We start from the raw sequence: 26,620 nt of genomic DNA on the forward strand, positions 1-26,620 counted from the left end.
CGGCGGCCCCACTCGGCGGCCCGCTCAGCGGCGGCTGGGCGACTAACTTGGGATCGTGAAGGTGAGTACGGATGCGCCGATCGGCGTCTTCGACAGCGGGGTCGGCGGGCTCACCGTCGCGCGCGCGATTCTCGATCAGTTGCCGCAGGAGCAGGTGCTCTACGTCGGTGACACGAAGCACTCGCCGTACGGTCCCAAGCCGATCGCCGAGGTGCGGGCGTATGCGCTCGAAGTCCTCGACGACCTCGTCGCTCAAGGAGTTAAGGCTCTCGTCATCGCGTGTAACACCGCGAGCGCGGCGATGCTTCGGGATGCCCGCGAGCGTTACGAGGTCGGGGGCGGCATCCCGGTCATCGAGGTCATCCAACCGGCGGTGCGCGCCGCCGTTCGAGCGACGCGCAACGGTCGAGTCGGCGTCATCGGAACTGTGGGCACCATCCAGTCCCGCGCCTACGACGACGCCTTCGCCGCCGCCGACGTCGCGTTGTTCACTCGCGCCTGCCCGCGATTCGTCGAGTTCGTCGAGGCCGGAGTCACGAGCAGTCCCGAGTTGTTCGAGGCGTGCGAGGAGTACCTGACCCCCCTCAAAGACGCGGGCATCGACACCCTCGTGCTCGGCTGCACCCACTACCCGCTGATGTCGGCCGCCATCCAGTACGTGATGGGATCCGAGGTGCGGCTCGTGTCGAGTGCCGAGGAGACGGCGGCGGACGTCTACCGCACCCTGGTCTCGCACGGCATCCAGCGCACGTCGCTCACCCCGCCCCGTCACCAGTTCGAGTGCACGGGAGAGGATCGGGATGCTTTCCAAGCGCTCGCGGCACGATTCCTCGGCCCCGAAGTTCACCGAGTCGAGACCTTCGAAACGGCCAGTATTCCGATCCAGCAGAGCATCCCTATTCAGCACAGCCCCATTCAGACGCACAGCCAAGGAGCACGATGACCGACGCGACCCGAGCCGACGGTAGAACACCCGACCAGTTGCGCGAGGTCACGATCGAACGCGGCTGGAGCAAGCAGGCCGAAGGCAGCGCGCTGATCTCGTTCGGCAACACCAAGGTGCTGTGCACGGCGTCGTTTACGAACGGCGTTCCGCGTTGGCTGACCGGCAAAGGCAAGGGCTGGGTCACCGCGGAGTACGCGATGCTGCCGCGCGCCACCAACGACCGCAACGACCGGGAGTCGGTCAAGGGCAAGATCGGTGGCCGTACGCACGAGATCTCCCGGCTGATCGGCCGGTCGCTGCGGCCGATCATCGACATGAAGGCAGTCGGCGAGAACACCATCGTCATCGACTGCGACGTTCTGCAGGCCGACGGCGGAACCCGCACTGCCGCGATCACCGGCGCCTACATCGCGCTGCACGACGCCGTCGAGTGGGGTCGCGAGAAGGGCTTCATCGGCAAGAACGCGAAGGTTCTGATCGACTCGGTGGCCGCAATCAGTGTCGGCATCATCGACGGCACTCCGATGCTTGACCTTCAGTACACCGAAGACGTGCGCGCCGAGACCGACATGAACGTCGTTGTCACCGGCCGCGGACTGTTCGTCGAGGTGCAGGGAACGGCCGAGGGTGCGCCGTTTGACAAACGCGAATTGGATGCTCTGCTTGAGCTCGCACTCGGCGGCACGGCGACCCTCGCCGAAGCGCAGAAGGCAGCCCTCGCGTCGTGACGACCTTTGTGTTGGCAACTCACAACGCCCACAAGGTGGTCGAGTTGCGGCGGATCCTCGGCGACCTTCTCGGGCCGCACGAACTGATCGCCTACGACGGTCCTGAGCCGATCGAAGACGGCGACACCTTCGAGGCCAACGCCCTGATCAAGGCGCGCGCGGCCCACGCACATACCGGGCTCCCGGCGCTCGCCGACGATTCCGGCATCTCGGTGGATGCGCTCGGGGGCGCCCCTGGCATCCATTCCGCTCGTTATGCCCTTCTGTCGGGGGCAGCAGAGCGCCGGGACGATGGCGACAACTTGGCGCTGCTGCTGACGAACCTCGAGGGGGTGGATGATCGCGCCGCCCAGTTCGTCTGCGCGGCGGCTCTGGTCGACACTGACGGTGAGTACGTCGTGCGCGGGGAATGGCCGGGAAGTGTGCTGACCGCCGCAGCGGGGGAGGGCGGCTTCGGCTACGACCCGATCTTCTTACCCGACGGCGAAACCCGCAGTGCTGCGCAGCTGAGCCCTGCCGAGAAGGATGCCGCGAGCCACCGCGCCCGCGCGTTCATCGCTCTGACGACCGAGTTGCGTCGCCGCTACGGCTGACCTCCGTCAGACGTCGACCTTGAAGCTGAGTTCCACGTCGCTCGCGGGGATTCCGCGCATCCCCCAGTTTTCGCGCGAGATCTCATGGATGACGACGCTGATGTGGTCGCTCGGGATTCCGAGCATCTCGAGCCGTTCCGCAATCTCGCGGTAGAGGGCGCGTTTGGCATCGACTGAGCGGCCCGCGAAGCACTCGATCGTGATCAGGGTGTAACGGTCGGGTTGTGTGAGCTCGGGGGAGACGGCGAAGCGTTCCGGGTCATACTCGATGAGTCGCACGCCGCGGTCGCCGGGCGGGATGCGAAAAGCAGCCACCATCGCAGCGTGCACGCTGTCGAGCAGCGCGGTCACCTCGCTCGACGAGTAGGGGCGGCGAACCTCGACCAGGATTTTCGGCATGGGGTGATTCTGGCGCAGCACCGACCACAGCACCGACCGGCGACGGCGCTGACCGACCAGAATGGATGCCGTGGGTCACGATCACGAGCACGGCACCTCGACGAGGGCCCGACTTTCGATCGCGCTCGGCATCATTGCGGGGGTGCTGCTGCTCGAGGTGGCGGGCGCGTGGTTGTCGGGGTCGCTGGCGCTACTCGCCGATGCCGGGCACATGGCGAGCGACGCGATCGGGCTCGTCGTCGCCTTGGTCGCGAGTGTTGTGGCGGCGCGCCCGGCGACCGATCGGCACACTTTCGGGTTCCGCCGCGTCGAAGTGCTGGGTGCCCTCGCCAACGGCGTCCTGCTGACCGTCGTCGCCGTTATCGTCGCGGTCGAGGCGATCCGGCGGCTGACCTCCACTGTCGAGGCGCACCCGCAGCCCGTCCCGCTGCTCGTGGTCGCCAGTGTCGGCCTGGCCGCGAACGTCGTCGCCCTCCTGGTGTTGCGGGGCGGCGACAAGACTTCGCTCAACCTTCGGGGCGCGATGCTCGAAGTTTTCGGCGACGTACTCGGTTCGATCGCCGCGATCGTGGCTGGCGTGGTGCTGCTCACGACCGGGTTCGTCGCGGCGGATGCCATCGCATCCCTCGCCATTGCGGCGCTCATCGTGCCGCGCGCTGCGCTGCTGCTTCGGGATGTCGTGCGCGTGCTGACCGAGTCCGCGCCACGTGAGACCGATGTCGCTCTGATCCGAACCCACCTGCTCGAAACGCCCGGAGTTGTCGCCGTGCACGACGTTCACGTCTGGGCGATCACCTCGGGGGCACCGGTGTTCAGCGCGCACGTCGAGTGCGACGCCGCGGTCTTCGAATCGGGCCGCACCGGCGAGATGCTCGACGCGCTCGGCGCGTGCCTGCATGAGCACTTCGATGTCGAGCATTCGACGTTCCAACTCGAGCCCGCCGGACACTCCGAGAGCGAGGATCCGGCTCATCGCTGAGGTGCCGGTGGCCGCGACGGCACCGCCCTCACGCCGCTCGCTCCTGCCACTGCTCGGCCCGGCGATGGTCGCTGGCGTCGCGTACCTCGACCCGGGCAACGTCGCCAGCAACATGTCGGCGGGCGCGAAATACGGCTACCTGTTGGTGTGGGTGGTCATCCTCGGCAATGCGATGGCCTGGCTCATCCAGTACCTGTCGGCCAAACTCGGCGTCTCGACCGGCGACAGCCTGCCCGGCCTGCTTGGCAAGCGGTTCCGCACGCGGGGCGCCCGGTACGCGTACTGGATCCAGGCCGAACTCGTCGCGATGGCAACCGACGTGGCCGAAGTACTGGGGGGAGCGATCGCGCTTCAGCTCCTGTTCAACCTGCCGCTTCTCGTCGGCGGAATCATCACCGGCGTCGTCTCGATGCTGCTTCTGCTGTTGCACAGCCGCCGGGGGTCGAAGCCGTTCGAGCGGGTCATCACGGGGCTGGTCGTGATCATCGCCGTAGGATTCTGCGCCGGCATCCTGTTCGCCCCCCTCGACGGTGGTGCGGCGGTCGCCGGGCTGGTGCCGCGCTTCGAAGGGTCGGGGTCGGTGCTGCTTGCGGCATCCATTCTCGGCGCGACGGTGATGCCACACGCGATCTACGCGCACTCCGCGTTGACCCGGGACCGGTTCGGGTTCGTGCCCGAAGGCCCGGCACGACGGCTCGTGCTGCGAGCGACCCGGGTCGACGTGACCATCGCCCTCCTGATCGCCGGAACCGTCAACGTCGTCATCCTGCTGCTTGCCGCCTCGACGCTTCAGGGTGAGGCGGGCACCACGACCCTCGAGGGTGCGCACGCCGCGATCGGAGCCGCCCTCGGACCCGTCGTCGCTACCTTGTTCGCGGTCGGGCTTCTGGCATCCGGTCTCGCGTCGACCTCGGTCGGTGCCTACGCGGGTGCCGAGATCATGCGGGGGCTGCTGCACATTTCGGTGCCGCTCGTGGTGCGTCGGATCATCACGCTCATCCCGGCGCTCGCGATCCTGGTGATCGGCGTCGACCCGACCCTCGCGCTGGTGCTCAGCCAGGTGGTGCTGTCGTTCGGCATCCCGTTTGCGCTCATCCCGCTCGTGCGGCTGACGTCGCGTCGCGATCTGCTCGGTGAGTCGACGAACCGCTGGTGGACGACGGTGTTGGCGGTGATCGCAGCGGTGTTGCTGATCGCGTTGAATATCACCCTGCTCGTGTTGGTCACGACCGGAGTCTGATACCTACGTGTTCGTCGGGTCTCCGTCGAACACGTGCGCGACGGCCTCATCGTCGGTGAGTGGCACGCCGCCCGCCGCCCGCTCGCGGCGAGCCTTCATGTTCAGCCGGATGCCATGGATCACGGTCGGAACCACCGCGCAGGCGACGGCGAACAGCAGGAACAGGTCGATGTACTCGGTCACGAAGTCGGCGAGCGGCGTCACGTAGCCGAGGAAGTACCCGGCCAGGGTGAGTCCGGTGCCCCAAAGGATCGCGCCCATGGCGTTGAAGAGCGAGTAGCGGCGGTAGTTCATGTGACCGACGCCAGCGGCGACCGGGGCGAAGGTGCGCACGATCGGTACGAAGCGAGCCGCGACGATCGCGAGCAGGCCGAACCGGTCGAAGAACTTGTTGGTGCGAACGACATTCTCTTTCGAGAACAGCCCGCTCTCTTTCTGCTCGAAGATGCGCGGCCCCGCCTTGTGGCCGATCAGGTAGCCGACTTCACCGCCGGCGAAGGCCGCAAACGAGATCCCCAGGCAGACCAGCCAGATCGGCAACAGGATGCCGGTCCCCTTCTCGGCACCGGTGAAGGTGAGAAGTCCCGAGATGATGAGCAACGTGTCACCCGGGAGGATGAAACCGATCAGCAGACCGGTCTCGGCGAAGATGATGATGCAGACCACCAGCACCGCCCACGGACCCGCCGCATTGATAATCGCGGCCGGGTCAAGCCACGGAATGAGGCCCGCAGGAACTGCTGCCAGCAGAGAAAGCACGGTGCTCCAGTCGTCGGTCGCATCGCGATCGGCGGATACGTTCCGCTCAGCGTACCTGTCCTCCGCTGGGCAGAGTTGGGGATCGGGTCTTGGCCCCTCGGACCACACAGAATGGCTGTTGACCCCTGTGAGCGTGGAGAGCGTGAGCACGTGGAGCGGCCTAAGTCCGATCCAAAAGTTCGCAGGGCCGCTCCAAAACTTGGACCGGGATCCTTCGCTGAGATCAGGGACTGTACGCTGCGGCGACCAGACGCCCGCGATCGGATAGCACTAGACCATCGACCGGCACCTGCGCGGAGGCAGTGGACGCAGAGCTCTGCTCTCAGGTTCCCCTTTGGGCGGTCATTCGGAGCGCGCCGCCCTGACGAGCAAGGCGACAACAATCCCCACGACGAGCAACGTCAGCGCTATGCCCGGCAGGATTGCGAGCATTAAATGCGGGCCGAAGTCCGCGATGCTCGGGCCGTCGAAGTCTGTCATGGGACCACTCCGGTGTGGGCGCTGAGTCCGATTGATTGAAATTCGAATCTACGTCTCAGCAGAGCGAGCGGTCAAGCCGGCAAGAGGCAGAGAGCGCAGGGGATTCGAGTGTGGGTCCCAAGCCATTTGAGCTGCTGCTAGCGCAGACTTTCCCAACCTTCTGTCAACGGGGTCGAACGGCGTGGTGGTCTCGAAAGGGCCGCAGAGCGCGTCAGCCTCAGGTCCTCTCAGCGATCTCGAGCGAGGACGGCTGGGCTTCGTCGGGTTGCGAAATAGGCGACAAACCAGAACCCGACCAAAGATGTCAGGCCAGTGACCCATGGCCACAACAACGTGGTCAGCGGCATGGTGGGTACCACGAGGAGAGCGATCACGCAGCCGAACGATCCAAATGCAACCGTGACGCCAGCCAAGAGTGCCTGCTCGGCTGCGAGAAGTATCACCAAGTCACGCCGGCTCGTCCCTGAAAGCCGATAAGCGGCCAGTTCGCTGCTGCGCATCGATAACAGTGCGCCGCCAAGGATGAGTCCCAGTAGCCCGAAGCCGAGCGGGACCCATCTTGTTGGCCTACTTCCAAATGCCTGCAAGATGTCGAAGGTTTCGTTGACATAGGGAGTGACGGCAATGTCGCCGCCATCAGTACGCAGCTGGGCCGAAATCAGGGCCGCTTGCCTCGTCACCGACTCGGAATCGCCCAGTTCGATCACGCACTGACGCGTCCAAGTCGTCGTGAATGGGACCCGGACCGCCACTGCTGAATTCAAGCCGAAAGCTTCGGGCTGGGGCTGGCCCACACGAGCAGTCAACACTTCCCCCTCGACCACGAGGGTGATGTCGCCGGGCGCTAGGCCGAGGCTCGACCCCACCACTGCCGCCACATGATCGAGTTCCGGAAGGAGCGAGGGGCTAACCCCGACGAGAGGAACCCTTGGTCCCAATTGAGTGACGTTGGTTGAATCCAACGCGACGACAGCGCCAGCACGCTCGACCGCCAGGAGCTCGGATGTCGCCTCACAGGATGCAATTGAGATCTCTGCGGGGCTCGCCGGATCAGTGGCCTGAGCGATCAGGACGTTCCGTCCCCTGAGGTCGAGCGATTCAATGTTGCGTGACAGCGTGTGCCAATCACTGGCGGAAGTGAGCGCAAGTCCAAGTCCCAAAAGAATGGAGACTGCTATGGCGATCGATTGACGAGATCGCCATAGCAGCGCGTTGCGACGGGCCTCATCGAAGATCGCACCGGTTCTCCAACGACCGTTCACGTCAAGTTCCGAAGGTCAATCACGTGGTCTGCTACCGTCCGCAGGACGTCGTCGTGAGTCGCGACCACCACCGTCGCAAACCGCGTTAGATCGCGAAGGAGCGATGAAACAAGACGAACGTTTTCGACATCCAGACCGGCGCTCGGCTCATCGGCAAGAATGATCGACCTGCTGCTGACCAGGCCTCTTGCCATCGCAAGACGCTGAAGCTCACCGCCTGAAAGAGTCCCGGCCTTCACGCTTCCTCTCTGCGCCAATCCGACAAGTTGAAGGGCGGCAAGGCTACGTTCATTGGCCTCCGTGCGAGCCAAGCCATTGGCAAGGGCCGCGATCGCGACGTTATCGAGTACTGAGCGAAGTGGCAGCGAATTCGCGCCCTGCGGAAGCCAGATCGCCTCGCGAGAGGATGGAGGACTTCTTCGACCTTCCTCAACGAGGGCAATCCGACCAATCGTTGGCTGATCAAAGCCGGCGAGAGCGGCCAGTAGAGAGGTTTTGCCCGATCCAGACGGGCCAACCAGTGCCGTCAGCTGGCGCTCCGGTATTCGCCCAGAGAGGCCCGAGAAGATCACCCGGTCGCCATATGAAATGCCGACGTCGTCGAGCTCTATCCACACAGGTCCAGTACCTTGCGGTCGAGTTCAGAGACACGCAATTGAACGTTACGGCCGACGAGCGAGCGATCCACGTACGCGACACCAACTTCGGTGCTCGGGATGACGTCTTCGATCCGCACGGGCAGGTAGGTTCCGGCGTCGACTTGGAAGACACACAAGGCGCCGCTAGGAGACGAGTAGACAGCGGTGGTTGGGACTGTCCCAACCCGGATCGGAGCGGCGAGCGCTAGAGAGAGGCCGCTCGCCTTGCCCGAGTCGTCCAAGACGATCGAGCCGTCAGCGATCCGATCTCTTATGAATGCTGACAGGGCGGCCTGGTCTTTGTCGTCCAAATGAACTGACTTCAACTCGAGGCTATCGTTACCAACGACGAGACTCGTAGCGGCGTCCTCGAATTGATCGAGCCGGGCGGAACCGTCAGCAGTGCGCAACGTCACGCTCCGCACCTCCCGTGCTAGGTCAAAGATTCCGGCCGACGCCGTAACGACATCGCCCACCGAAACACGCACTGATGTGATGACAGCGGTCGGCGGCACGTAGGCCACGTATTCCGGCCCAAATGTGCTGCCGGCCGGTGCACCGAGGCTCAAACGAAGGGCGCGCACTGCAGCGAGAGTTTGACGGTCGAAGGTGTCAGATTCCACCGCCACCTCCATACCGCGCGCCGCCAGCAGACCGTGAAGGGTCACGACATCCGGCCCGTGATCGCCGAGCTTGAGCTCCCGGTAGAGCGGCGAGCCGCCGACTTCGGCGATGATTTGAGTCCCGTCGATCGTCACGAGCGTCGTTGCTTGAGAGACCGACCCCGAAGCGAGCTCGGACACCCCTGTAATTGTCCCTGAAACCGGAGAGGCCACGCTTCTCGTGGGACCGAGTCCAACAGACGCGACGATGTCAACGCGGAGATCCCGACTGCGTTCCCCGACTACGACTGTCGGCGGTCCCTTCGCCGGCGCGACTGCGGCCTCGTCGCCAGCGAAAGCTAAGGGAACGACGATCGCGAACGCGATCGCGGGCGTGATCCAAAGGAAAGATGGCACAAGCCATGGCGGCGGGTTCAATGACGGACGGGACCTAGGACTAACGTCACGTTTTACCCGCGTCATTTCCCCGCGAGGCACGCTTCCGGATCTTTGCCGATTTCGATCAAACGTTGCTTCATTTCTTCGACCGTACCAACAAACGAGTCGCCAGCGAGATATAAGCAGGTCGAAAGTCTGGTCGCGATCGTCGGATGCGCAATCTGCCAAGCGACATCGATCGCGTAGAACTCAAGGTTGTAGCAGCGGTCATACAGCCCCGAGTCAACTGCTTCTTGAGGAACGCCGTAGTAATGAGTGTCCTCTTCCATGGGCTGGTCGAGCAATGGGATGCCGCCAGCGTCCATGCATGCGGCGAAGCGACGGTAGCCGGCGTCATAATCATCGCGAGAGACGACGCCATCGGACAGTGCGGCGATCACGTCAGGAGACGACGAGGCGATTGCCTGATCAGAAACTTGTTGAGCATTCGATGGCACCGTTGGCGAGGAAGTGCAACTCGCAAGGGTAACCGCGCCGATGAGAGCGACCAACGCAAGGATGGCCGCTCTCATCATTGAGCTTGGTGTCACGTGTTGAAGGATGACACGTAACCCGTGGCAGCACCGGTCACGGTGTGTCGACCGCCTTCGCCACGATTCCCACCGGCGTAGCCCGGGACGGAAGCAACAGCGCTGTAAAGGCCGTACGTTGTGGAGGAGTAGATCAAGCTGCCGCCGGTGAACACGCGGTATTGCGACGCAGCGCCGACATTGCCACATGTCGAGGCGGCCTTGGCGGACGAGGCCTGGGACATCGTCGAGTTTCCGGTGAAGAGAACGCCCGATGCGCACAGTCCGGCCGCGTTTCCGAGGGCGTTCGCGGGAGCACCGACAAAGACAACACCGGCGAGCGCGACCGCAGCCGCGAGAGCCCCGAGCTTCACTCCCTTTCGGGCGTGCAAAGACAATTGGGATTTCATCCTGATCCTTTCGCGCAACCGCATTGGATGCGACTTGTTCGCAAGGTACACCTTAAATCGGGACCCAAATAGTCCGCACAAATGGGGACGCCGATCACCTCGCAGTCGGTCCCGTCGGGCGACATCCGAGTGGGTGCAATCGGCTTGCCAAAGATGATCGCGACAAGAGCACGCTCTCCGCGATGAGCATCGCCCCGATCGTGGCGGCACCCATGATCCGCCGTTCACGACGCCCGGAGATATCCCTTGGTGCGGAAGGTGGGACTCGAACCCACACGCCTTTCGGCACAGGATCCTAAATCCTGCGTGTCTACCATTTCACCACTCCCGCGCACGGCAATTCTACGGACGCGGGTACGGTCGAACCGATGGATCCTCTCGATTCGCTGACCGAGATCGCGTACCTGCTCGAGCGGGAGCGGTCGGCTCGCTACAAGTCGAAAGCCTTCCGCACGGCCGCCGCGGCGATCGCCGAACTCGACCCCGCCATCCTGAATGATCCGCTGCGGCTCAAGAACGTGGCGGGCATCGGCGATTCGACGTACAAGGTCATCCAGCAGTCGCTCGCCGGCGAGGTGCCCGACTATCTCGCGAACCTTCGGTCAGTGAACGGGCCCGCCGAGAGCGAGCTCAGGAAGCAACTCAGGGGCGACTTGCACGCGCACAGCGAGTGGTCGGACGGACTCACCTCGATCGACCTGATGGTCGCGGCGGCGCTGAAACTCGGGCACGAGTACCTCGCGCTGACCGACCACTCCCCGCGGCTCACGATCGCACGCGGGCTCTCGGCCGAGCGGCTCGAAGAGCAACTCGTGATCGTAGAGAAGTTCCACGACCACGGATTCACGCTGCTGAAGGGCATCGAGGTTGACATCAACGAAGACGGCACCCTCGATCAGACCCCCGAGATGCTCGACAAGCTGGATGTCGTCGTCGCCAGCGTGCATTCGAAACTGAAGTCCGACCCGCGTGAGATGACGAAGCGGATGCTCTCCGCCATCCGTGATCCGCACACCGACGTGCTCGGCCACATGACCGGCCGTCTGGTCGAAGGGTCTCGTGGCACTCGGCCGGGTTCGACGTTTGACGCCGCCGCGATCTTTGCCGAGTGCGCTGAGCGCCGCGTGGCCGTTGAGATCAATTCGCGGCCTGAGCGTCAGGATCCGCCCGACGAGTTGATCGCGATGGCGCTCGAGGCGGGGTGCCTGTTCTCGATCGACTCCGACGCGCACGCACCGGGGCAACTCTCGCTGCTCGACTACGGCGCCGAGCGTGCCGAACGCGCCGGCGTGCCTGCCGAACGAATCGTCACGACCTGGCCACTCGACGACCTTCTGGAGTGGACCGGGCGTTGAAGGAGAAGTGAAGTCGAAGGGCATTCTCACTTTCGTCGGGTAGCTTCCGGTCTGAGCAAACTGGAGGATCATTCGTGATTTGTTCCGCTGAGGCCAGCCGATGAAGCGCCAGGCACAGGCGCCTGTCCGGGTTCGTGACAGAGCCGCTGTGCTCGCGTTGCTCGCGACCTGCTTACTCATCCCTCTCACCGCGTGTGGTCCGGCTCCCGCAGATTCGAGCGAGACGGCAAGCTCGGACGTGCCCCATTTCGAGGGGCCTTGGGCTTCTGAGTTCCACGATTACTACGTCTCGGCTAGATCGGACTTCGAGCGCGATGCGCTTCGAGATGGGGAGATCTCGGACCAGGAGTACGCAGAGATGACGACGCGCATGGGCGATTGCCTGAAAGCGCAGGGAATAGAGTTCAGCGGCTTTACTCAAGGCGGCGGGTATGAAATCCAATTCGCCCCGTGGATGGGTTCAGACCGAGCCAATCAGTTGACGAACGATTGCTCCCAAAGCAGCGGTGAATGGAGCATCGGAGCCTTACATCAGTTCATGAAAGTGAATCCCAACAACCCAATGGGGGGTCTCCCCGGCTAGTCCGTCGCAACGAGGTGGTCCCCGAGCGCATCGTCATGACCTGGCCGTTGGACCGCCTTTTGGAGTGGACGGCGCGTTAAGGGTGCGCTGGGCGCTGAGTGCCGCGGCCTGCTGCGTGAGGGCAGGTCCGAGCAGAACTTGCCACACCCACATCGCCGCGGTTTCGGCGGGCGGTCGCGGGTCGCGTGCAACCCAGACTTGAATGACGGCGAGCACAGAACCGGCAAGTCCCGCGGCGAGAACGTCGTGGGGGATGCCGTCAGCCAGCGGAACGGGGGCACCGTCGATGCCGCTCCGGGCGATGACCTCGATGCGCGAGCGGAGGCGGTCGACCGCGACGCCCGATCCGTGGGCGGCGAACATCCGGCGGTAGACGTCAGCGTTCTCCTCGATGTGCTTGAGATAGTGCACGAGGACCGCGGGCGGGGCGACGGTGAGCTCGAACGGCATGGGGAGGTCGGCACCGGCCTCCTCCGCAGCGGCGTCGATCGCGTCGGCGAGCAGAGTGTCTTTGTCGGCATAGTGCTGGTAGAAGCTGCTGCGGTTCACTCCGGCGCGCTCCGTGATGTCGGCGACCGAGATCGCGTCAAGTTCGCGCTCACGGGCCAATGCGAAGAGGGCTTCCTCCAGGCTCTGCCGCGTCCTCGCGATTCTCGGATCAACCACATTCCGATTGTGGCAGCAACGGGCGTTTGCGCGCGCACTCTGCGTTAACTGATAGTTCGCCGACAGTTGTCCTTTATCCAACACGTGTCGGATAGCCTGATGTTCGGCCCAAAGAAGTGCCATCCCGCACGGAACTCTTCGAAAGGCACCTCGTGGCTCGTCTGCTCTCCCGGCTCGGCCGATTCTCGGCTCGTCGCCCCTGGCTGGTCGTCATCGCCTGGATCGTGCTGCTCGGTGGAGCCGGCGGCGGCTACCTGATCAGCGGCGGTCAGCTCGCGACCGGGTTCAGCATCCCGAACACCGCGACGCAGCAGGTCACTGACAAACTCACCACCGAGCTGGATGGCGTGGGGGGCGCGGTCGGAACTGTCGTCTTCCAGACGCAGAACGGCGCGGCACTCACCGCCGACCAGCAGACCGCGATCTCGTCCCTTCTCACTCGGGTCGGCAACCTCAACGGGGTCGGCTCGACAGTCGACCCGTTTGCCACCGAGCTGCACCGCGCCGACCAGACGCAGCAGCTCGCCGATGCCTCAACTCAACTCGACGTCGCCCGTGCCCAGCTCACCAAGGGTCAGGCCTTCATGGACGCCGCCGCCTACCAAACCGCCCTGGCCAAGCTCGACGCCAAGCAGGAGCAGGTCGACCTCGGCCAGCAGTTGTTGAACTACTCGAGCGAGATTCGCATGGTGTCGACCGACGGCAGCACCGCCGCCGCGACAGTGCTCTTCACCGACACCCTGTTCACCCTCAGCCCTGACATCAAGAATGCTGTCGCGGCCCAACTCGATAGCGCCGCCATCTCAGGTGTGACCATCGACTACTCGAGTGAGATCGCGAACTCTCTTGACGGCATCCTCGGTGTCGGCGAAGTGACCGGCGTGCTGATCGCCGCGATCGTGCTCGTCGTACTGCTCGGCTCGCTGCTTCCCGCCGTGCTGCCTCTCATCTCGTCGCTCGTCGGAGTCGGAGTCGGAGTTGCCGGGTCGCTCTCGTTCTCGGGCGTCGTCGACATGGCCTCGGTTACCCCGGTTCTCGGCGTGATGCTCGGCCTTGCGGTCGGCATCGACTACGCGCTGTTCATCATCAATCGGCATCGACGGCAGCTGAAGTCGGGCGCGGACCTCAAGGACTCCATCGCACTGGCGAACGGCACCGCCGGCAACGCCGTCGTGTTCGCCGGCGCGACAGTTCTGATCGCACTGCTTGCTCTCAACATCACCGGCATCCCGTTCCTGGGTGTGATGGGAACCGTCGGTGCCGTCTGCGTCGCCGTCGCCGTGCTGGTCGCGATCACCCTCACTCCCGCGTTGCTCTCGCTGGTCGGCATGCGAGTGCTGCCCAAGCGCGCTCGCGCGAAGCTGAACAACCCCGATCACGTGCCCTCGGTTCCGAAGGCGATGCCGACCTGGCGTGCGATCGTGTCGGCGCTCGCGGTCGTCGGCATCCTGTTGGTCGCCGCCATCCCGGCGCTCTCGATGCGACTCGGGTTGCCTGACGGTTCGTCAGAGGCGACAGCCTCCACCCAGTACCGCACCTACACGACCATCGCCCAGCAGTTCGGGGCGGGTCGCAACGGCACCCTCGTCGTCACCGCCGAACCGGCCACCGCCGTCGACGCGACCGACAGTGTCGCCGTCATGCGCATGCAGGCTCAGATCGAGTCGGTACTGATGCAGCAGAGGGATGTCGTCGCTGTCGCCCCGGTCGGCGTCTCGACCGACGGTTCACTCCTCGCCTTCCAGGTGGTGCCCGCCGACGGCCCGACCAGCGTTTCGACCGAGACCCTGGTCGCCGATCTGCGCGCCCTGTCGCCGGTCGACACCATCGCAAACGGTGCGGCCCTGATCGGCGTCGCCGGCCAGGCCAGCGGCAACATCGACATGTCGAAGATCATCGCCGACGCGATGCCGCTCTACCTCGCGGTCGTGATCGGACTGTCGATCCTGATCATGATCGTCGTGTTCCGGTCGCTGCTCGTGCCGCTGATCGCGACCGGTGGGTTCCTGCTATCGCTGTTCGCCGCCCTGGGTGCGGTCACCGCGATTTTCCAGTGGGGATGGTTCGGCCAGATCTTCGGCGTGCACGACCCGGGACCGGTGATGAACTTCCTGCCGATCATCCTGACCGGTGTGTTGTTCGGCCTCGCGATGGACTACCAGTTGTTCATCGGATCCGGCATCCGCGAGGCGTACGTGCACGGGGTGCCCGCGCGCGCCGCCGTCACCGCGGGTGTGCGGGGGGCGCGGTCGGTGATCATCGCAGCGGCGATCATCATGGTGTCGGTCTTCGGCGGATTCATCTTCAGCGACCTGGCGATGATTCGACCCCTCGGGTTCGGCATGGCGATCGGCGTGCTGTTCGACGCCTTCCTGGTGCGGCTCGTGCTGATGCCTGCCCTGCTGCACCTGCTCGGCCGGGCCGCATGGTGGCTGCCGAAGTGGCTCAACCGCATCCTGCCCAATGTGGATGTCGAGGGCGCCTCGCTCGTGCGACACAAGCTGCCGACCGGGTCGACCCACGCCGTTCCGCTTGGCGGGCGCCGCAGCGGTGGGTCGGCGACCTCGCCGCTCCCCGCGCGGCGACCGTAGCTCCGCGAAGTCGGTAGTTCCGCGAGTCCGTGGTGTGGCGTAAAAAGGTCGCATGGCCGACCACACCATCAAGGCGCTGACGCTCGACACCTGGGACGCCTACGCGGCCCTCATCGAGAAGCACAACGGCGTGTGGGGTGGATGCTGGTGCAGCTACTTCCACGCAGACACCGAGGCTGCCCCCAAGAAGGAGCTCGGCGGCCATGACTTCAAGAAGCGGATGGTTGAGATGGGCATCGCGCACGCGGCTCTCGTCTTCGAGGGTGAGACCGCGATCGGCTGGGCGGAATACGGTTCACCGGTCGAACTGCCCAACATCTACCACCGCAAGGAACGGGATGCCTCGGGCATCGACCCGGCGACCTACCGCATCACCTGCTTCTTCGTCGATCGCGATCACCGGCGCGCGGGCGTCGCGTACGAGGCACTGCAGGGGGCGCTTGACCTCATCGCCGCGGCAGGCGGGGGAGTCGTGGAGAGCTACCCGAACACCCTCGTGGAGGGAAAGAAGACGTCGTCGTCGTTCCTGCACAACGGCACCCGCGAGATGTTCGAGAAGGCTGGGTTCGACTACATCCGCCCGCTCGGGTTGCGCAAGAACGTCGTGCGCAAGGTCATTCCGGCTGCCTGAGCTGGAACCGGAGCTCAGAGCCGCCCGTAGTCCATGACGACCGGGCACTCGAACACTCGCGGGGCGCTGCGGCCGACGGTACGCATGTAGGCGAGAACGACCCTGTATGCCTCGACCAGAGTCGTCTCCGTGTAGGCGATGCCGTCGCGGGCGCAGGTTTCGCGCACGATCTTGCGCGCGGCGGCTAGCTGCGGGCGAGCCATGCTCGGAAACAGGTGGTGCTCGATCTGGTAGTTGAGCCCGCCCATGAGTGCCGTCATCGGCATCCCGCCGCGGATGTTGCGTGAGCTGAGAACCTGCTTGCGCAGGAAGTCGGGCTTGGCATCGATCGTGAACATCGTCATGCCGATGTGGTTCGGCGCGAACGACAGGCCCATGTAGAGGCCGAAGACCGCGAGTTGCACGCCGAGGAAGGCGAACGCCATCCCGAGCGGTAGCACCAGGAAGATCGGAGTGACGACAACCACCATGCGCACGACGAGCAGCACGATCTCGAGCGAACGGTTGTCGACCTTGCCCTTGCCAAAGGCGTGAAGGAACGACTTCACGTGCAGGTTGATGCCTTCGAACGCGAGCAGCGGAAAGAACAGCTTCGACTGGTGACGGGTGATGAAGGCGCGTACTCCGCGGGCGGAGGCGGCGTCGACATCCACGAACGACACGGTGTCAATGTCGAGGTCGGGATCTTTGCCGACGACGTTCGGGTTGCCGTGGTGGCGGGTGTGCTTGTTCATCCACCAGGAGTACGAGAGGCCGACGAGGCCTGACGCGACAGCCCGGCCGACGCGGTCGTTGGCCTTACCCGAGGTGAAGACCTGGCGGTGGGATGCCTCATGCCCCAGGAACGCGAACTGCGTGAAGATCACGCCGAGGGCTCCCGCGATCAGCAACTGGAACCACGAGTTACCGAGCAGCACGAACCCGGCGATCGCGCCGCCGAGAGCGAGCACCAGGGTGGTCAGCAGGCTCAGGTAGAAGACCTGGCTGCGGCGCAGAAGTCCCGCTTCTTTCACCCGGTTCAGCAGCGGGGCGAACCCGCTCGGGGCCCCGGTGCGGGGCGTCGTGGTGCGGAAGGTGCCAGCGGCGGAAGCGAGAGACAAGAGGCCTCGGGATCGTCGGGTACGACTTCTCAGTCGGCGGGCGAGCGGGACGCTCCAGATACGGCGAACCTACCCGCTCATCCTGTGCGCACGATGTAGCTGGGGTGAGTATTCGCCGTCGTGAGCGCTAGCGTGAAGTAAAGAACGAGGAGGTTCTCATGACTGACGTCACCAATTCGCCCCGTACGTCCCGTCTGCACACGCTCGCCGTAGTGCTCAGCTCGCTGGTGATCGGCTTTCCGCTGATCGTCGGCCGACTGGTCGAGGCAGTGCTCGACACGCTCAACCCCGACAAGGTGGATGTCGCCCAGCCACTGGCCTACCTGAGCCAGATTCTCGGGTTCGGCTTCGGCTCGCTCGGAGTGCTGCTGGTCGTCATCGTGGTCGTGCTCGTCGTGCTCTATCGCCGTGGTCGCTCGTTCGCTGCGATCCGACTGCCGTTCATCGTGCTCGTCGTGCAGATCCTCGTCGGCGTCGCGACGCTGCTGCTCTCGGGGCTCACGAACAAGTAGCGCGCGATCTGAAGCTAGGTGGTCGCGACCTTCAGCGCCGCCGCGAAGTCTTTGGCTCGGGACAGGTCGGCGACGAGCGGCTCGACGACCTGTTCGCGCACGACATCCCCGACCGAAGTGAGCAGTCGCCGCCGCGCGCGCCGCCGTCGTGATGCGGCGGTGAGCGCGGCGAGCACTCCGCCGAGAAGACCCAGCAGGATGCCGACGAGCACAGCGCCCACGATCAGCAGGGTCGGAACCGCCCACCCCTCGACCTCCGGAACCTCCGGGGCGGGAAATCCGAATCGGGGCAGGAAGGCCGCCGCGAGCAGCCAACCGATCCCGACCAGGGCCGTCACGATGGCGGCCCACTGCACGATCGAGAACAGAACCCACCACCAGGAGCCACGCGCAGGGAGCGAGGTGCGTGCGATCGCGTGGTCGAGGGAGTCGGGAAGAGTCGTGAGCGCGCCCTCCGCCTGGGTGCGGAGTCCGCTGCGCCACTGCTCGGTGAGGCCGACCGCGGCCGCGTCGGCGAAAGCCCGCACCGCGAGCGAGGCCTTCGCGCGCGCAGCCGCACTCTGGGGCGGCAGGCTTGTGCGATGGACCGCGGGGTCGTGTCCGGTGCCTTTCGAAGGCTTGGTGCGCGCGGCACCGAGTCCCAGGCGGGCGAGTGGGTCGGCCCGAAAACGCGAGATCCAAGAGATGAGCGGCCACCCGGTGGCTTGAGCTGACCGCTTGCGGTACGAGCCCGCGACCGCGCGCGCGACGACGTCGACGCCTGCAGCAACCCCGACCTCCTCGATGAGAACGCTGATCGCGCGGGCGTCGGGCCGGCGTGCGGAACCAGGGTCCGGCATCCGGTCGGCCAGTGCGGCGATGTCGGCCGCGAGCCGTGCGTCGCGCGCACTGCGTGCCGCCGCGAGGTCGCCGATGGCGGTGCGCAGTGCGTCGACTCCGGCGCCGGTGCGCGCGCTTACCGGGATCACCTTCGCCTTCGCGATGCCGTCCCGGTGAACGATCTGCTTCAACGACGCGACGACCTTCGGCACATCGGCGGCCGCCAGAAGGTCGGTTTGGTTGAGCACGATGAGCGTCACCTCGGCGTGCCGAGCGTGCGGGGTGATGAACTGCGCGTGCAGCACATCGTCCGCGTATTTCTGCGGGTCAACCACCCAAATCAGTGCGTCGACCTGCGCTGCCAGTCGCTCGGCCTCGTCGCGGTTGCGGCTCTCGACCGAGTCGAAGTCGGGCAGATCGAGCAACACGAGTTGCTGCGCGCGGGGGTCGAGGGGCGTGCCCTGCGTGATGCGATCCCGCACCTCGAGCCAGTCGAGCAGGTCGACGGCTCCCTCCGGATCCCAGGTCACCGCGAGTGCCTCGGAGGTCGTCGGTCGCCGTACATGCGTGCGCGCAACATCGGCACCGACCAGCGCGTTCACGAGGCTCGACTTGCCCGAGCCGGTGGCACCGAAGACCCCGACGACGGTGGAGCCGGGCGATCGCTCCCGTCGCGCCGAGGCCCGTTCGAGCAGCGCGTCGGTCTGCGCCGCGAGCGCCGGCGGGATGCGGCCCTCGCCCGCCGTGCTCAGGGTGCGCAGAGCGGTGAGCCGGTCGTCGAGTGAGACGCTCACGTCGCTTCGCTCACGAGGCAACCGTTCACGAGGCAACCGTTCACGATGCAACCCCGGCGCGCTGCACGTCTTCGAGGAGCGCCTGAGACTCGCGCCGCAGCACGTCGGGGGTCGCCCCGAAGCGCATCGGTTCGAGCGCCGCGGCGACGCGCTCCCGCTCGGTGTCGAACAGGGCGCGCACTCGATCGCTGAGATCGCGACGCGCTTCGGTGGCGAGCTGCCGCACGGCGTCTTCACCGAAGATGGTTTCCAGCAGTTTCTGCCCGAGCACCGCTGACCCGCCCGCGATCAGCAGTTCGCCGCCCGTGAGTCCAGCGGTCGAGGCGAAGACCACGATCATCAGCGCAACCGTGACGACGTTGAGTCCGATCGAAATCACCCGGGCGCGCACGCGCTTCGCGCCAGCCTTATCCCGCACGAGCTGCAGCACCGCACCTTGCCAGTCGCGCACCGACACCGCCGCGCTATCGGAGAAGGCGGGGCTCTCCGACGCGAGTTCCGGATGGCCCGCGGCGAGGTCGCGGCCGGCGGCGCTGCGCTGAAGGCCCGCCCAGGTAGAAGCCGCCGCACGTCCACCCTGGTCGACGATCACGGCGTGCAGGCCGCTCTCGATCTGCATCTCGACGTCGATGACCGGATTCGGGCGGCCCAACACCCACGCGGTCACGGTGTCGCGGGCGCGCGAGAACCACGACTCCACTTTGCGGAAGAAGTCGGATGTTCCGACGAAGTCTTGCCAGCGAGCGAGAACTTCGCCGCGCAGCAGGGCACCGTCGCTCGTTGCCGCTTCGACGGCCTCGATCGCCTTCTCGTAGTCGGCGGCGGCGATCGCATCGGCACCGACGATCCAGTCCAGTTGCGCTTGCCGGGCTTCGGCGATGAGCGCGACTCGGCGATCGAGGTCGATGATCGTGCCGCCGAGGGTGCGGGCCGCGATCCGAGTGCGCTCGACCCGGTTGCCGGCGATCTCGGTGAGCCACTTCAGCGGCTCGGCGACGGCGGGGGCCGGCAGCATCCCGAGCTCGTCGAGAGGCTGTTCGTCGATCACGAAGATGGGCGCGTCAGCCAAGCCGCGGGTGGCGAGCATTGAGGTGAGGTCGGGCAGCACATCTTCGGCTGCTCCCGGGGGCACGCGATTGAGCACCACACCGACGGTGACCGACCGTTCTGCAGCATCCTCGAGCAGCCGCCACGGCACCGCGTCGGCGTACCGATTCGCGGTCGTGACGAAGAGCCAGAGGTCGGCCGCGGCGAGCAACTGGCCGGCCAGCGCGCGGTTCTCATCGGCCACCGAGTCGATGTCGGGCGCGTCGATGATCGCGAGCGACGCCGGAACCCGCTCGTGCGGCAGCACCATCAACTCGTTGATGCGAGACACAGCCGGCGTATCTCCCGCGGCCGACGCGTGGGTGCCCGAGGCGCTGATCGTGCCGCGTACGCGGGCAAGCCCGGGCAGGATGCGCGTCGACGCGAACCACTGGGCGTCACCCGGCGCGTGTACCAGAATCGGCTGCCGAGTCGTCGGCCGAATCACCCCGACCCGCGTGATGGGTGTGCCGATCAGGGCGTTCACGATCGTCGACTTGCCCGAGCCGGTGGACCCGCCGACGACCGCGAGGAGCGGGGCATCGAGGTCGGCAAGACGCGGGCGGATGTAGTCGTCGATCTGCCGCACCGCCGCGGCCGCGGACTCCCGGTGCTCGGCTGCGCCATCGAGGGGCAACTGAAGCCCCGGGTCGGCGAGGGATGCCCGCAGGCGTTCGAGTGACACGATCGCGGTCGCTGCGGTGTCGGTCACTCGTCTAGCTTGGCGGTCGGCGTCGGCAATAGCGACCTCGCCAGGCGGCTATGGGGCGCGACCTGTGGAGAACGTCGGCTGGCGGATGGCGGCCTTTCCCAGAATGGCGGGGTGACCGCAGCCCTCGACCTCATCACCGACAAGGTGCGCGAGCGCGTGCGGCGCGAGGGCGTCGATGTCGCCACCGACACCGAACTGGTCGACCGGTATGTGCGGGATGCGGTGCGCAGCTACTCCGAGCACGCACTCGGCGGGTCGGCGCCGCTCCTCGCCGACGAGGCCGCAGTCTCGCGTCAAGTGATCGCGGCGGTCACCGGACTCGGTCTGCTTCAGCCTCTGCTCGATGATCCGAGTGTCGAAGAGATTTGGATCAACGACCCGTCTCGCATCTTCATCGCCCGTGACGGGGTGTCGGAACGCATCCATCTCGACCTCGATGAAGCCGACGTGCGCGACCTGGTCGAGCGGATGCTGCGGTCGACCGGGCGACGCGTGGATTTGAGCTCGCCATTTGTTGACGCCTCGCTTCCCGACGGCACGCGGCTGCATGTCGCCATCCCCGACATCACGCGCAGCAACTGGGCGGTCAACATCCGCAAGTTCCGCTCGGGCATGCGCAACCTGACCGAACTCGTGCGGCTGGGGTCGCTCACACCACAGGCCGCGGAGTTTCTGCACGCCGCCGTCTGGGCCGGGCTGAACATCCTGGTGTCAGGGGCCACCCAATCGGGTAAGACGACGATGCTCGGGGCATTGCTCGGGTCGGCCCGGCCTGAGGAGCGGATCGTCACGGTCGAGGAGACCTTCGAACTCGCGGTCTCGGCGCCCGACTGGGTGGCGATGCAGTGTCGCCAGTCGTCGTTGGAGGGTACCGGCGAGGTGTCGCTGCGCAGGTTGGTGAAAGAGGCACTGAGGATGCGCCCCGACCGACTCGTGGTGGGCGAGGTGCGCGAAGCCGAGTCTCTCGACCTGTTGATTGCGCTCAACTCGGGCCTCCCGGGGATGTGTTCCCTCCATGCCAACTCGGCCTCGGATGCCCTGCGAAAGTTGTGCACCCTCCCGTTGCTCGCCGGCCGCAACATCGACGCCTCCTTCGTCGTGCCGACGGTTGCCCACTCGATCGACCTCGTCGTACATGCGGAACTCGACCGCACCGGCCATCGGCACGTGGTCGAAATCGTCGCCCCGACCGGTCGGGTGGTCGACGCCGGGATCGAATCCACTCGACTGTTCGAACGGCGCGGAGCCGACCTCGTCGCGACGGGTGACCTGCCGGTGCAGCGCGAGAAACTCACGCGTGCGGGAGTCGACCCCGCCGCCTACCTGCGGGGATCGCGATGATCCTCGTCGTCGGGTTGCTCCTCGGCGCTGGTGTGTTGCTCGTCGTCTCTCCGTGGTTGTGGCCTGCGCCTGCGACCCGAGTTACGCGGCCGCAGCTGCTGGATGGATTGCGGGTTCGGTTGGCGCAGGCCGGGCTCGGCAGGGTCGCAGTCGGCGTTCCGATCGCGGTGAGTGTGCTCGTGGGCCTCGCGCTCGGAGCAGTCGTGCTCGCCGTGGCTCCGGTGCCGGCTCTGGCACTCGGTGCGGCGGCGGTGGGTGCGTCGATCCCTCTCGCGGTGCTCGGGGTGCGGGCTCGCGCGCTGCGAAAGGCGACCCGTCTCGCCTGGCCGGACCTCGTCGATCACCTGGTGGCCGGCATCCGGGCGGGTGTTCCCCTTGCGGAAGCTGTCGGGGCGCTCGCCGAAGTTGGCCCGGTCGAGACGCGGGCCGCGTTTCGTGCCTTCGAGCGGCGGGCGCTCGGGTCGGGCAACCTCGCCACTGCTCTCGACGGGCTGAAGGCTGACCTCGCGGATCCGGTGGCCGACCGCATCGTCGAGACCCTCAAGATGGCGCGCGAGGTCGGCGGCTCGGAGTTGCCGTCGATCTTGAGGGCGTTGGCGACGTCGCTGCGGGCCGATCTGGCGCTGCGGTCCGAGGTGGAGGCGCGGCAGTCGTGGGTGCGCGGTGCGGCCCGCCTCGGTGTCGTCGCGCCGTGGGTGGTGTTGCTGCTGCTGGCATCCCGACCCGAGGCCGCCGCCGCGTACAACACGCCAGCCGGTCTCGCACTGTTGGCGATCGGACTCGCGCTGACACTCGTCGCCTACCGGATCATGATCGCGCTCGGACGACTCCCCGAAGAGCGCAGGTGGTTCGCGTGACCCCGCTTCTCGCCCTCGCGGTGCCGGTCGGCATCCTGATGGGTCTCGGACTGTGGACGCTGCTTGCGCTCGTTCCGCGAGTCGGGGCGACGCGGCTCGCCTCACGGGTTGCCCCCTACGTCGCAGACGTCTCGCCCGAGGCGCGAGAGTTCCTCGACCGGCGACCGGCCGAACCCCTGCCGTTCGTCGGCGGTTTGCTGGCACCCTCGGTGCGGTCGGTCGGTCGCGGTCTCGCAGCGGCCTTCGGGGACGACGACTCGGTCGAGCGGCGGCTGCGGCAAGCCGGATGGATGCTCACAGTCGAGGCGTTGCGCGGGCGGCAGTTGCTGTTCGGCGCGGCGGGTGCTGCCGTCGGCATCCTGACATCGGTGGGCGTCGCGCGATCTGTTGCCGTCTCGCCGATTCTGCTCGGGGCGATCGTGGTGGTCGGCGTCGCTATCGGGGTGCTCGCGCCCGACCAGTTGCTCTCGCGGGCCGCGCGAGCCCGTCGCGATCGGATCGCGGCCGAGCTGCCGACAGTGCTCGAATTTCTGACCCTGTCGCTCTCGGCGGGAGAGGCGGTGCTGGATGCCCTGCGCCGGGTCTCGCGGGCGGGGAGCGGCGACCTCGCGCACGAACTCTCGACCGTGGTCGCGCAGGTCAACGCCGGCGTCGCGCTCGCGGATGCGCTGAACCGCTGTGCCGACGAGATCCAGCTGCCCGCGCTGAGTCGCACCATCGATCAACTCGTCGGAGCACTCGACCGCGGTACCCCGCTCGTCGAGGTGCTGCGTGCTCAGGCGCAAGATTCCCGAGACGACGCGAAACGCGTGCTGCTCGAATCCGCGGGGAAGAAGGAGATCGCGATGCTCGTGCCGCTGGTGTTCCTGATCCTGCCGGTCACCGTCGCGTTCGCGATCTTCCCGGGGATTCTGGTGCTGCAGCTCGGGTTCTAAAGGCGACCCGCATCAACCCACGGCGGCGTGACCAATCGCTGTGAGAACTTCGCCGATCCAAACCGCTGCGAATCCGATCGTCTCTTCGTCATCCCCGGTGCGCTCGCGTTGAAGGTTCTCCCAGGACCAACTGGTCTGCCCGATCGTGAGAGTGGGCTGGTCCTCCACCGCATAACGGTCGGGGTTGGGCACGGACCAGAAATAGTCGGCACGCAGCTCGAAGATGCTCCCCGAGGTGGACTCGATGTGGCGCATCACTGCGTCGAAGGCAGCGCGAAGTTGTGAGAGTTCAATCTGGATCGCATCGGTGGTCACGAGCCGAGCCTGTCCGACGTCATTCGATTTGTCGATGGGCGGGGTCGGCGGCAAAGGTACCTAAAATCCATGCTCGTCCCGCTGGTGTTCCTCATCCTGCCGGTCACCGTCGCGTTTGCGATCTTCCCGGGGATCCTGGTGCTGCAGCTCGGGTTCTAGGTACTCACCGATCACGCGGGCTATGAAATGGTGGGGTTATGGTCCAGCGGAGGCATCTCGTGGTCGGCGCCGGGCCAATCGGAACAGCTCTCGCGTTGCGCCTGGCCGCGCAGGGCGATCGGGTGCAAGTCGTCACACGCGGGGGCGTTGACCCAACACATCCGAGCGTCGAACACCTTGCGCTCGACGCGTCCGACCGTCCCGCGTTGGCGGCGTGTGCCGACGGCGTCGATGTGCTCTACAACTGTGCCAATCCCGGTCCCTATCCCGTGTGGGAGAAGCGCTGGCCACCGTTAGCGGCGTCGATCTTGGGGGCAGCCGAAGACAGTGGAGCGGTTCTCGTGACCCTGAGTAATCTCTACGGCTACGGGCGCGTCGATGGTCCGATCACCCGGGATTCGCCCCTCCGCGCGTCCGATCACAAGGGTGCCCTGCGCAACCGGATGTGGGCCGACGCACTGACCGCTCACCAAGCGGGAAGGGTGCGGGTCACCGAAGCTCGCGCTTCCGACTATCTCGGCCCGACCGCCACCCACGCGAGCGGCGTACTCGCCCGTTATGCGATGCAGACCTTGAACGGGCAACCCGCGTGGGTGTTCAGCGACCCCGACCAGCCGCACACTTGGACAGCAGTTGACGACATCGCGGCGACCCTTGCGGTTCTGGGTGTGGACGAACGGGCTTGGGGTCAGGCCTGGCTGGTCCCTTCCAACCCGCCCGAAAGCATCCGCAGCGTGTTGGATCAACTGAGCACCCGGGTCGGTGCGCCTCAGCCTCAGCTTCGACAGCTACCCCGCTGGTTGGTGCGCGCAGGCGGCGCGCTCGTTCCTTTGTTGCGCGAATTGAACGGTGTGCTGTCCCAATTCGACTATCCCTTCGTGATAGATGCCGCAGAGACCACGACGACCTTTGGCATCGAACCCACCGATTGGGCCGCCCTCCTCGACGCGACCGCGCGCGCTTGGGCGGCCCGAGCCGGCCACCAATCCGCTCGCGGAACCGGTGCTGGTTGACCCGACCCGCACCGCACGGAGTCGAGGTTCTGCGTGCTCAGGCGAAGGACCGGACTGGGCTGTCTACACGGATTGCGCGCGCGCTGCTAAGGCCGTAATAGCGCCCGCGACATCGTGAGTTGCGTCTCCCCTTCGGTAGTCGACATCGACCAGGGGAGCGTGATCGTCACGAGTTCTCCGCTCTGTTCTTGAGGCTCTGCCTCGATCCAGAACCCGACGGGAAAGTGCGCGTCCTTCCCCAGCGCGAACTCCGTGACGATGTCCTTCTCGATGATCCGGTGGTCGCGGCCAAAGGCGTCGTGGACGGAAATCTCGATCACCCCGGGTTGTGGGTCGTCCGAAACCCACCGCAGCGCGATCGCCTTGAATCTGGGCATGCGAAGGAGCATAAGGCGGAGCCCGTGGCGGGCATCGAAAAGTGTCCCAATTCGATAGAACGCTATGCGCTTCATATGAGGGTGCAGGTTTTCGTGCATCCCGACCTTCTCGGCTGATTTGCTCACGCCATGACGAAGCGACGAAGCATCAACGGCAGCGCACATCCACTCATTCCGGTTCTGATCATCGGCGTTGTTGCGCTGGCGGGATGCTCAGCCATCGCGGCGCCCGGTGCGGCCGAGACGCACCCAACGGCGGCACGCGCGCACGCCACAACCGAAACTGTCACCGTCACGATCGCGGGTGGTCTCGACACCAACCCGGTCGACAGTGGGCGCCCGGTTGTGCTGATCGCTGCGGCACTGGGGGTGCCGACGGATGTGTTCCGCGATGCGTTTAGCCGGGTCACGCCGGCCGGGGCTGGTGAGCAACCGACCGACGCCGAGGCCCAGGCGAACAAGCAGGCACTGCTCACGACACTCGCGCCGTACGGTGTTGTGAACGACCGCCTCGACCAGGTGTCGAACTACTACCGATATCAAGGGTCGGCCGGTGAGAGCTGGCCCCACACTGACGCGCAGGCGGTCGCGACCATCGAGAACGGCGTTGTGGTCGGCATCGTCGTGACCGACCCCGGATCCGGTTACAGCTCAGCGCCCACGATCACGCTGTCCAATGGACAGACGGCGACCGCGATCCTGACGTACGGAACTGACTTCGCCACCAACGGCAGCATCGCTTCGATCACGCTCAACTGAGCGCAGGGACT

At 65.9% G+C, this 26,620-nt stretch carries 29 protein-coding genes and 1 tRNA gene; 15 read left to right on the plus strand and 15 right to left on the minus strand.

Annotated features, from left to right (window positions below; genetic code table 11):
* Positions 1-55 precede the first annotated feature (55 nt).
* Genes murI through rdgB form a run of 3 tightly spaced genes read left to right on the plus strand, consistent with a single transcriptional unit; the run spans position 56 to position 2,267 of the window.
* Positions 56-943 carry a glutamate racemase gene (murI, locus tag ABIR17_RS11635; protein WP_348004563.1) on the plus strand — a complete coding sequence of 296 codons (888 nt, stop codon included), beginning with the start codon at positions 56-58 and terminating at the stop codon, positions 941-943.
* On the plus strand, positions 940-1,674 hold the full coding sequence (rph, locus tag ABIR17_RS11640) for a ribonuclease PH (protein ID WP_348004564.1): 735 nt from the start codon (positions 940-942) through the stop codon (positions 1,672-1,674). The genes murI and rph overlap by 4 nt, the downstream gene beginning before the upstream one ends.
* A complete protein-coding gene (gene rdgB / locus ABIR17_RS11645; RefSeq protein ID WP_348004565.1) occupies positions 1,671-2,267 on the plus strand; it encodes an RdgB/HAM1 family non-canonical purine NTP pyrophosphatase in 597 nt (198 codons plus the stop codon). Before rph ends, rdgB begins: the two co-directional genes overlap by 4 nt.
* 6 nt (positions 2,268-2,273) lie before the next feature.
* Here the strand turns inward: rdgB and ABIR17_RS11650 are convergent, their stop codons facing one another.
* On the minus strand, positions 2,274-2,666 hold the full coding sequence (locus ABIR17_RS11650; protein ID WP_348004566.1) for a tautomerase family protein: 393 nt from the start codon (positions 2,664-2,666) through the stop codon (positions 2,274-2,276).
* A gap of 61 nt (positions 2,667-2,727) precedes the next feature.
* Here ABIR17_RS11650 and ABIR17_RS11655 point away from each other — a divergent pair, with 61 nt between their 5' ends.
* Both ABIR17_RS11655 and ABIR17_RS11660 read left to right on the plus strand, forming a co-directional pair.
* Complete coding sequence (locus ABIR17_RS11655; RefSeq protein ID WP_348004567.1) at positions 2,728-3,645, plus strand: cation diffusion facilitator family transporter; 918 nt, start codon at positions 2,728-2,730, stop codon at positions 3,643-3,645.
* 1 nt (position 3,646) lies between these two features.
* A complete protein-coding gene (locus tag ABIR17_RS11660; protein WP_348004568.1) occupies positions 3,647-4,885 on the plus strand; it encodes an Nramp family divalent metal transporter in 1,239 nt (412 codons plus the stop codon).
* Between the two features lie 3 nt (positions 4,886-4,888).
* Here the strand turns inward: ABIR17_RS11660 and ABIR17_RS11665 are convergent, their stop codons facing one another.
* From ABIR17_RS11665 to ABIR17_RS11700, 8 genes are all read right to left on the minus strand, one after another.
* Complete coding sequence (locus ABIR17_RS11665) at positions 4,889-5,644, minus strand: VTT domain-containing protein (RefSeq protein ID WP_348004569.1); 756 nt, start codon at positions 5,642-5,644, stop codon at positions 4,889-4,891.
* Between the two features lie 342 nt (positions 5,645-5,986).
* Positions 5,987-6,124 (minus strand): hypothetical protein, encoded by a 138-nt coding sequence (locus tag ABIR17_RS11670; protein ID WP_348004570.1) that lies wholly within the window; start codon positions 6,122-6,124, stop codon positions 5,987-5,989.
* 227 nt (positions 6,125-6,351) lie between these two features.
* On the minus strand, positions 6,352-7,386 hold the full coding sequence (locus ABIR17_RS11675; RefSeq protein ID WP_348004571.1) for a hypothetical protein: 1,035 nt from the start codon (positions 7,384-7,386) through the stop codon (positions 6,352-6,354).
* Positions 7,383-8,003: an ATP-binding cassette domain-containing protein gene (locus ABIR17_RS11680; RefSeq protein ID WP_348004572.1), complete on the minus strand. Its 621-nt coding sequence runs from the start codon at positions 8,001-8,003 to the stop codon at positions 7,383-7,385. Before ABIR17_RS11680 ends, ABIR17_RS11675 begins: the two co-directional genes overlap by 4 nt.
* Complete coding sequence (locus tag ABIR17_RS11685) at positions 7,994-8,827, minus strand: hypothetical protein (RefSeq protein WP_348004573.1); 834 nt, start codon at positions 8,825-8,827, stop codon at positions 7,994-7,996. Before ABIR17_RS11685 ends, ABIR17_RS11680 begins: the two co-directional genes overlap by 10 nt.
* Positions 8,828-9,105: 278 nt before the next feature.
* On the minus strand, positions 9,106-9,597 hold the full coding sequence (locus ABIR17_RS11690; protein WP_348004574.1) for a hypothetical protein: 492 nt from the start codon (positions 9,595-9,597) through the stop codon (positions 9,106-9,108).
* A gap of 14 nt (positions 9,598-9,611) precedes the next feature.
* On the minus strand, positions 9,612-10,004 hold the full coding sequence (locus ABIR17_RS11695; protein WP_348004575.1) for a hypothetical protein: 393 nt from the start codon (positions 10,002-10,004) through the stop codon (positions 9,612-9,614).
* A 247-nt stretch (positions 10,005-10,251) separates the two neighbouring features.
* Positions 10,252-10,335 (minus strand) — tRNA-Leu (locus ABIR17_RS11700).
* A 37-nt stretch (positions 10,336-10,372) separates the two neighbouring features.
* Here ABIR17_RS11700 and ABIR17_RS11705 point away from each other — a divergent pair.
* Together ABIR17_RS11705 and ABIR17_RS11710 are read left to right on the plus strand one after the other, a co-directional pair.
* Entirely contained in the window at positions 10,373-11,359 is a 987-nt protein-coding gene (locus ABIR17_RS11705) for a PHP domain-containing protein (protein WP_348004576.1), read from the plus strand.
* A gap of 238 nt (positions 11,360-11,597) precedes the next feature.
* Positions 11,598-11,942, plus strand: a complete 345-nt coding sequence (locus tag ABIR17_RS11710; RefSeq protein WP_348004577.1) for a hypothetical protein — start codon at positions 11,598-11,600, stop codon at positions 11,940-11,942.
* Positions 11,943-11,975: 33 nt separating this feature from the next.
* On the opposite strand, the gene ABIR17_RS11715 is transcribed toward ABIR17_RS11710, so the two are convergent.
* A complete protein-coding gene (locus ABIR17_RS11715) occupies positions 11,976-12,608 on the minus strand; it encodes a TetR/AcrR family transcriptional regulator (protein WP_348004578.1) in 633 nt (210 codons plus the stop codon).
* 152 nt (positions 12,609-12,760) lie between these two features.
* Between ABIR17_RS11715 and ABIR17_RS11720 the strand changes: the two genes are divergently transcribed.
* Both ABIR17_RS11720 and ABIR17_RS11725 read left to right on the plus strand, forming a co-directional pair.
* On the plus strand, positions 12,761-15,199 hold the full coding sequence (locus tag ABIR17_RS11720) for an MMPL family transporter (protein ID WP_348004579.1): 2,439 nt from the start codon (positions 12,761-12,763) through the stop codon (positions 15,197-15,199).
* A gap of 52 nt (positions 15,200-15,251) precedes the next feature.
* A complete protein-coding gene (locus ABIR17_RS11725; RefSeq protein WP_348004580.1) occupies positions 15,252-15,830 on the plus strand; it encodes a GNAT family N-acetyltransferase in 579 nt (192 codons plus the stop codon).
* A 14-nt stretch (positions 15,831-15,844) separates the two neighbouring features.
* Here the strand turns inward: ABIR17_RS11725 and ABIR17_RS11730 are convergent, their stop codons facing one another.
* Positions 15,845-16,930 (minus strand): acyl-CoA desaturase, encoded by a 1,086-nt coding sequence (locus ABIR17_RS11730; RefSeq protein WP_348004581.1) that lies wholly within the window; start codon positions 16,928-16,930, stop codon positions 15,845-15,847.
* 158 nt (positions 16,931-17,088) lie between these two features.
* Here ABIR17_RS11730 and ABIR17_RS11735 point away from each other — a divergent pair, with 158 nt between their 5' ends.
* Complete coding sequence (locus tag ABIR17_RS11735; protein ID WP_348004582.1) at positions 17,089-17,442, plus strand: hypothetical protein; 354 nt, start codon at positions 17,089-17,091, stop codon at positions 17,440-17,442.
* 14 nt (positions 17,443-17,456) lie between these two features.
* On the opposite strand, the gene ABIR17_RS11740 is transcribed toward ABIR17_RS11735, so the two are convergent.
* Complete coding sequence (locus ABIR17_RS11740) at positions 17,457-19,055, minus strand: GTPase (RefSeq protein ID WP_348004583.1); 1,599 nt, start codon at positions 19,053-19,055, stop codon at positions 17,457-17,459.
* A gap of 40 nt (positions 19,056-19,095) precedes the next feature.
* Positions 19,096-20,853, minus strand: a complete 1,758-nt coding sequence (locus ABIR17_RS11745; protein WP_348004584.1) for a dynamin family protein — start codon at positions 20,851-20,853, stop codon at positions 19,096-19,098.
* Between the two features lie 111 nt (positions 20,854-20,964).
* Between ABIR17_RS11745 and ABIR17_RS11750 the strand changes: the two genes are divergently transcribed.
* The 3 genes from ABIR17_RS11750 to ABIR17_RS11760 are packed head-to-tail and all read left to right on the plus strand — an operon-like array spanning position 20,965 to position 23,986.
* Positions 20,965-22,194, plus strand: coding sequence for an ATPase, T2SS/T4P/T4SS family (locus tag ABIR17_RS11750; RefSeq protein WP_348004585.1), 1,230 nt, complete (start codon positions 20,965-20,967; stop codon positions 22,192-22,194).
* A complete protein-coding gene (locus tag ABIR17_RS11755) occupies positions 22,191-23,051 on the plus strand; it encodes a type II secretion system F family protein (RefSeq protein ID WP_348004586.1) in 861 nt (286 codons plus the stop codon). Before ABIR17_RS11750 ends, ABIR17_RS11755 begins: the two co-directional genes overlap by 4 nt.
* Positions 23,048-23,986, plus strand: coding sequence for a type II secretion system F family protein (locus tag ABIR17_RS11760; protein WP_348004587.1), 939 nt, complete (start codon positions 23,048-23,050; stop codon positions 23,984-23,986). The genes ABIR17_RS11755 and ABIR17_RS11760 overlap by 4 nt, the downstream gene beginning before the upstream one ends.
* Before the next feature lie 12 nt (positions 23,987-23,998).
* Here the strand turns inward: ABIR17_RS11760 and ABIR17_RS11765 are convergent, their stop codons facing one another.
* Positions 23,999-24,301 (minus strand): hypothetical protein, encoded by a 303-nt coding sequence (locus ABIR17_RS11765; protein ID WP_348004588.1) that lies wholly within the window; start codon positions 24,299-24,301, stop codon positions 23,999-24,001.
* 218 nt (positions 24,302-24,519) lie between these two features.
* Between ABIR17_RS11765 and ABIR17_RS11770 the strand changes: the two genes are divergently transcribed.
* Positions 24,520-25,473 (plus strand): NAD-dependent epimerase/dehydratase family protein, encoded by a 954-nt coding sequence (locus ABIR17_RS11770; RefSeq protein ID WP_348004589.1) that lies wholly within the window; start codon positions 24,520-24,522, stop codon positions 25,471-25,473.
* Between the two features lie 86 nt (positions 25,474-25,559).
* Here the strand turns inward: ABIR17_RS11770 and ABIR17_RS11775 are convergent, their stop codons facing one another.
* The gene (locus ABIR17_RS11775) at positions 25,560-25,850 is read right to left on the minus strand and encodes a hypothetical protein (RefSeq protein WP_348004590.1); all 291 of its coding nucleotides are present in this window, start codon (positions 25,848-25,850) and stop codon (positions 25,560-25,562) included.
* A gap of 129 nt (positions 25,851-25,979) precedes the next feature.
* On the opposite strand from ABIR17_RS11775, the gene ABIR17_RS11780 reads away from it, so the two are divergent.
* The gene (locus ABIR17_RS11780) at positions 25,980-26,609 is read left to right on the plus strand and encodes a hypothetical protein (protein WP_348004591.1); all 630 of its coding nucleotides are present in this window, start codon (positions 25,980-25,982) and stop codon (positions 26,607-26,609) included.
* The last annotated feature ends 11 nt before the right edge of the window (positions 26,610-26,620 follow it).

This window comes from Pseudolysinimonas sp., from assembly GCF_039912695.1.
In the GTDB taxonomy this organism is placed as follows: Bacteria; Actinomycetota; Actinomycetes; order Actinomycetales; family Microbacteriaceae; genus Pseudolysinimonas_A.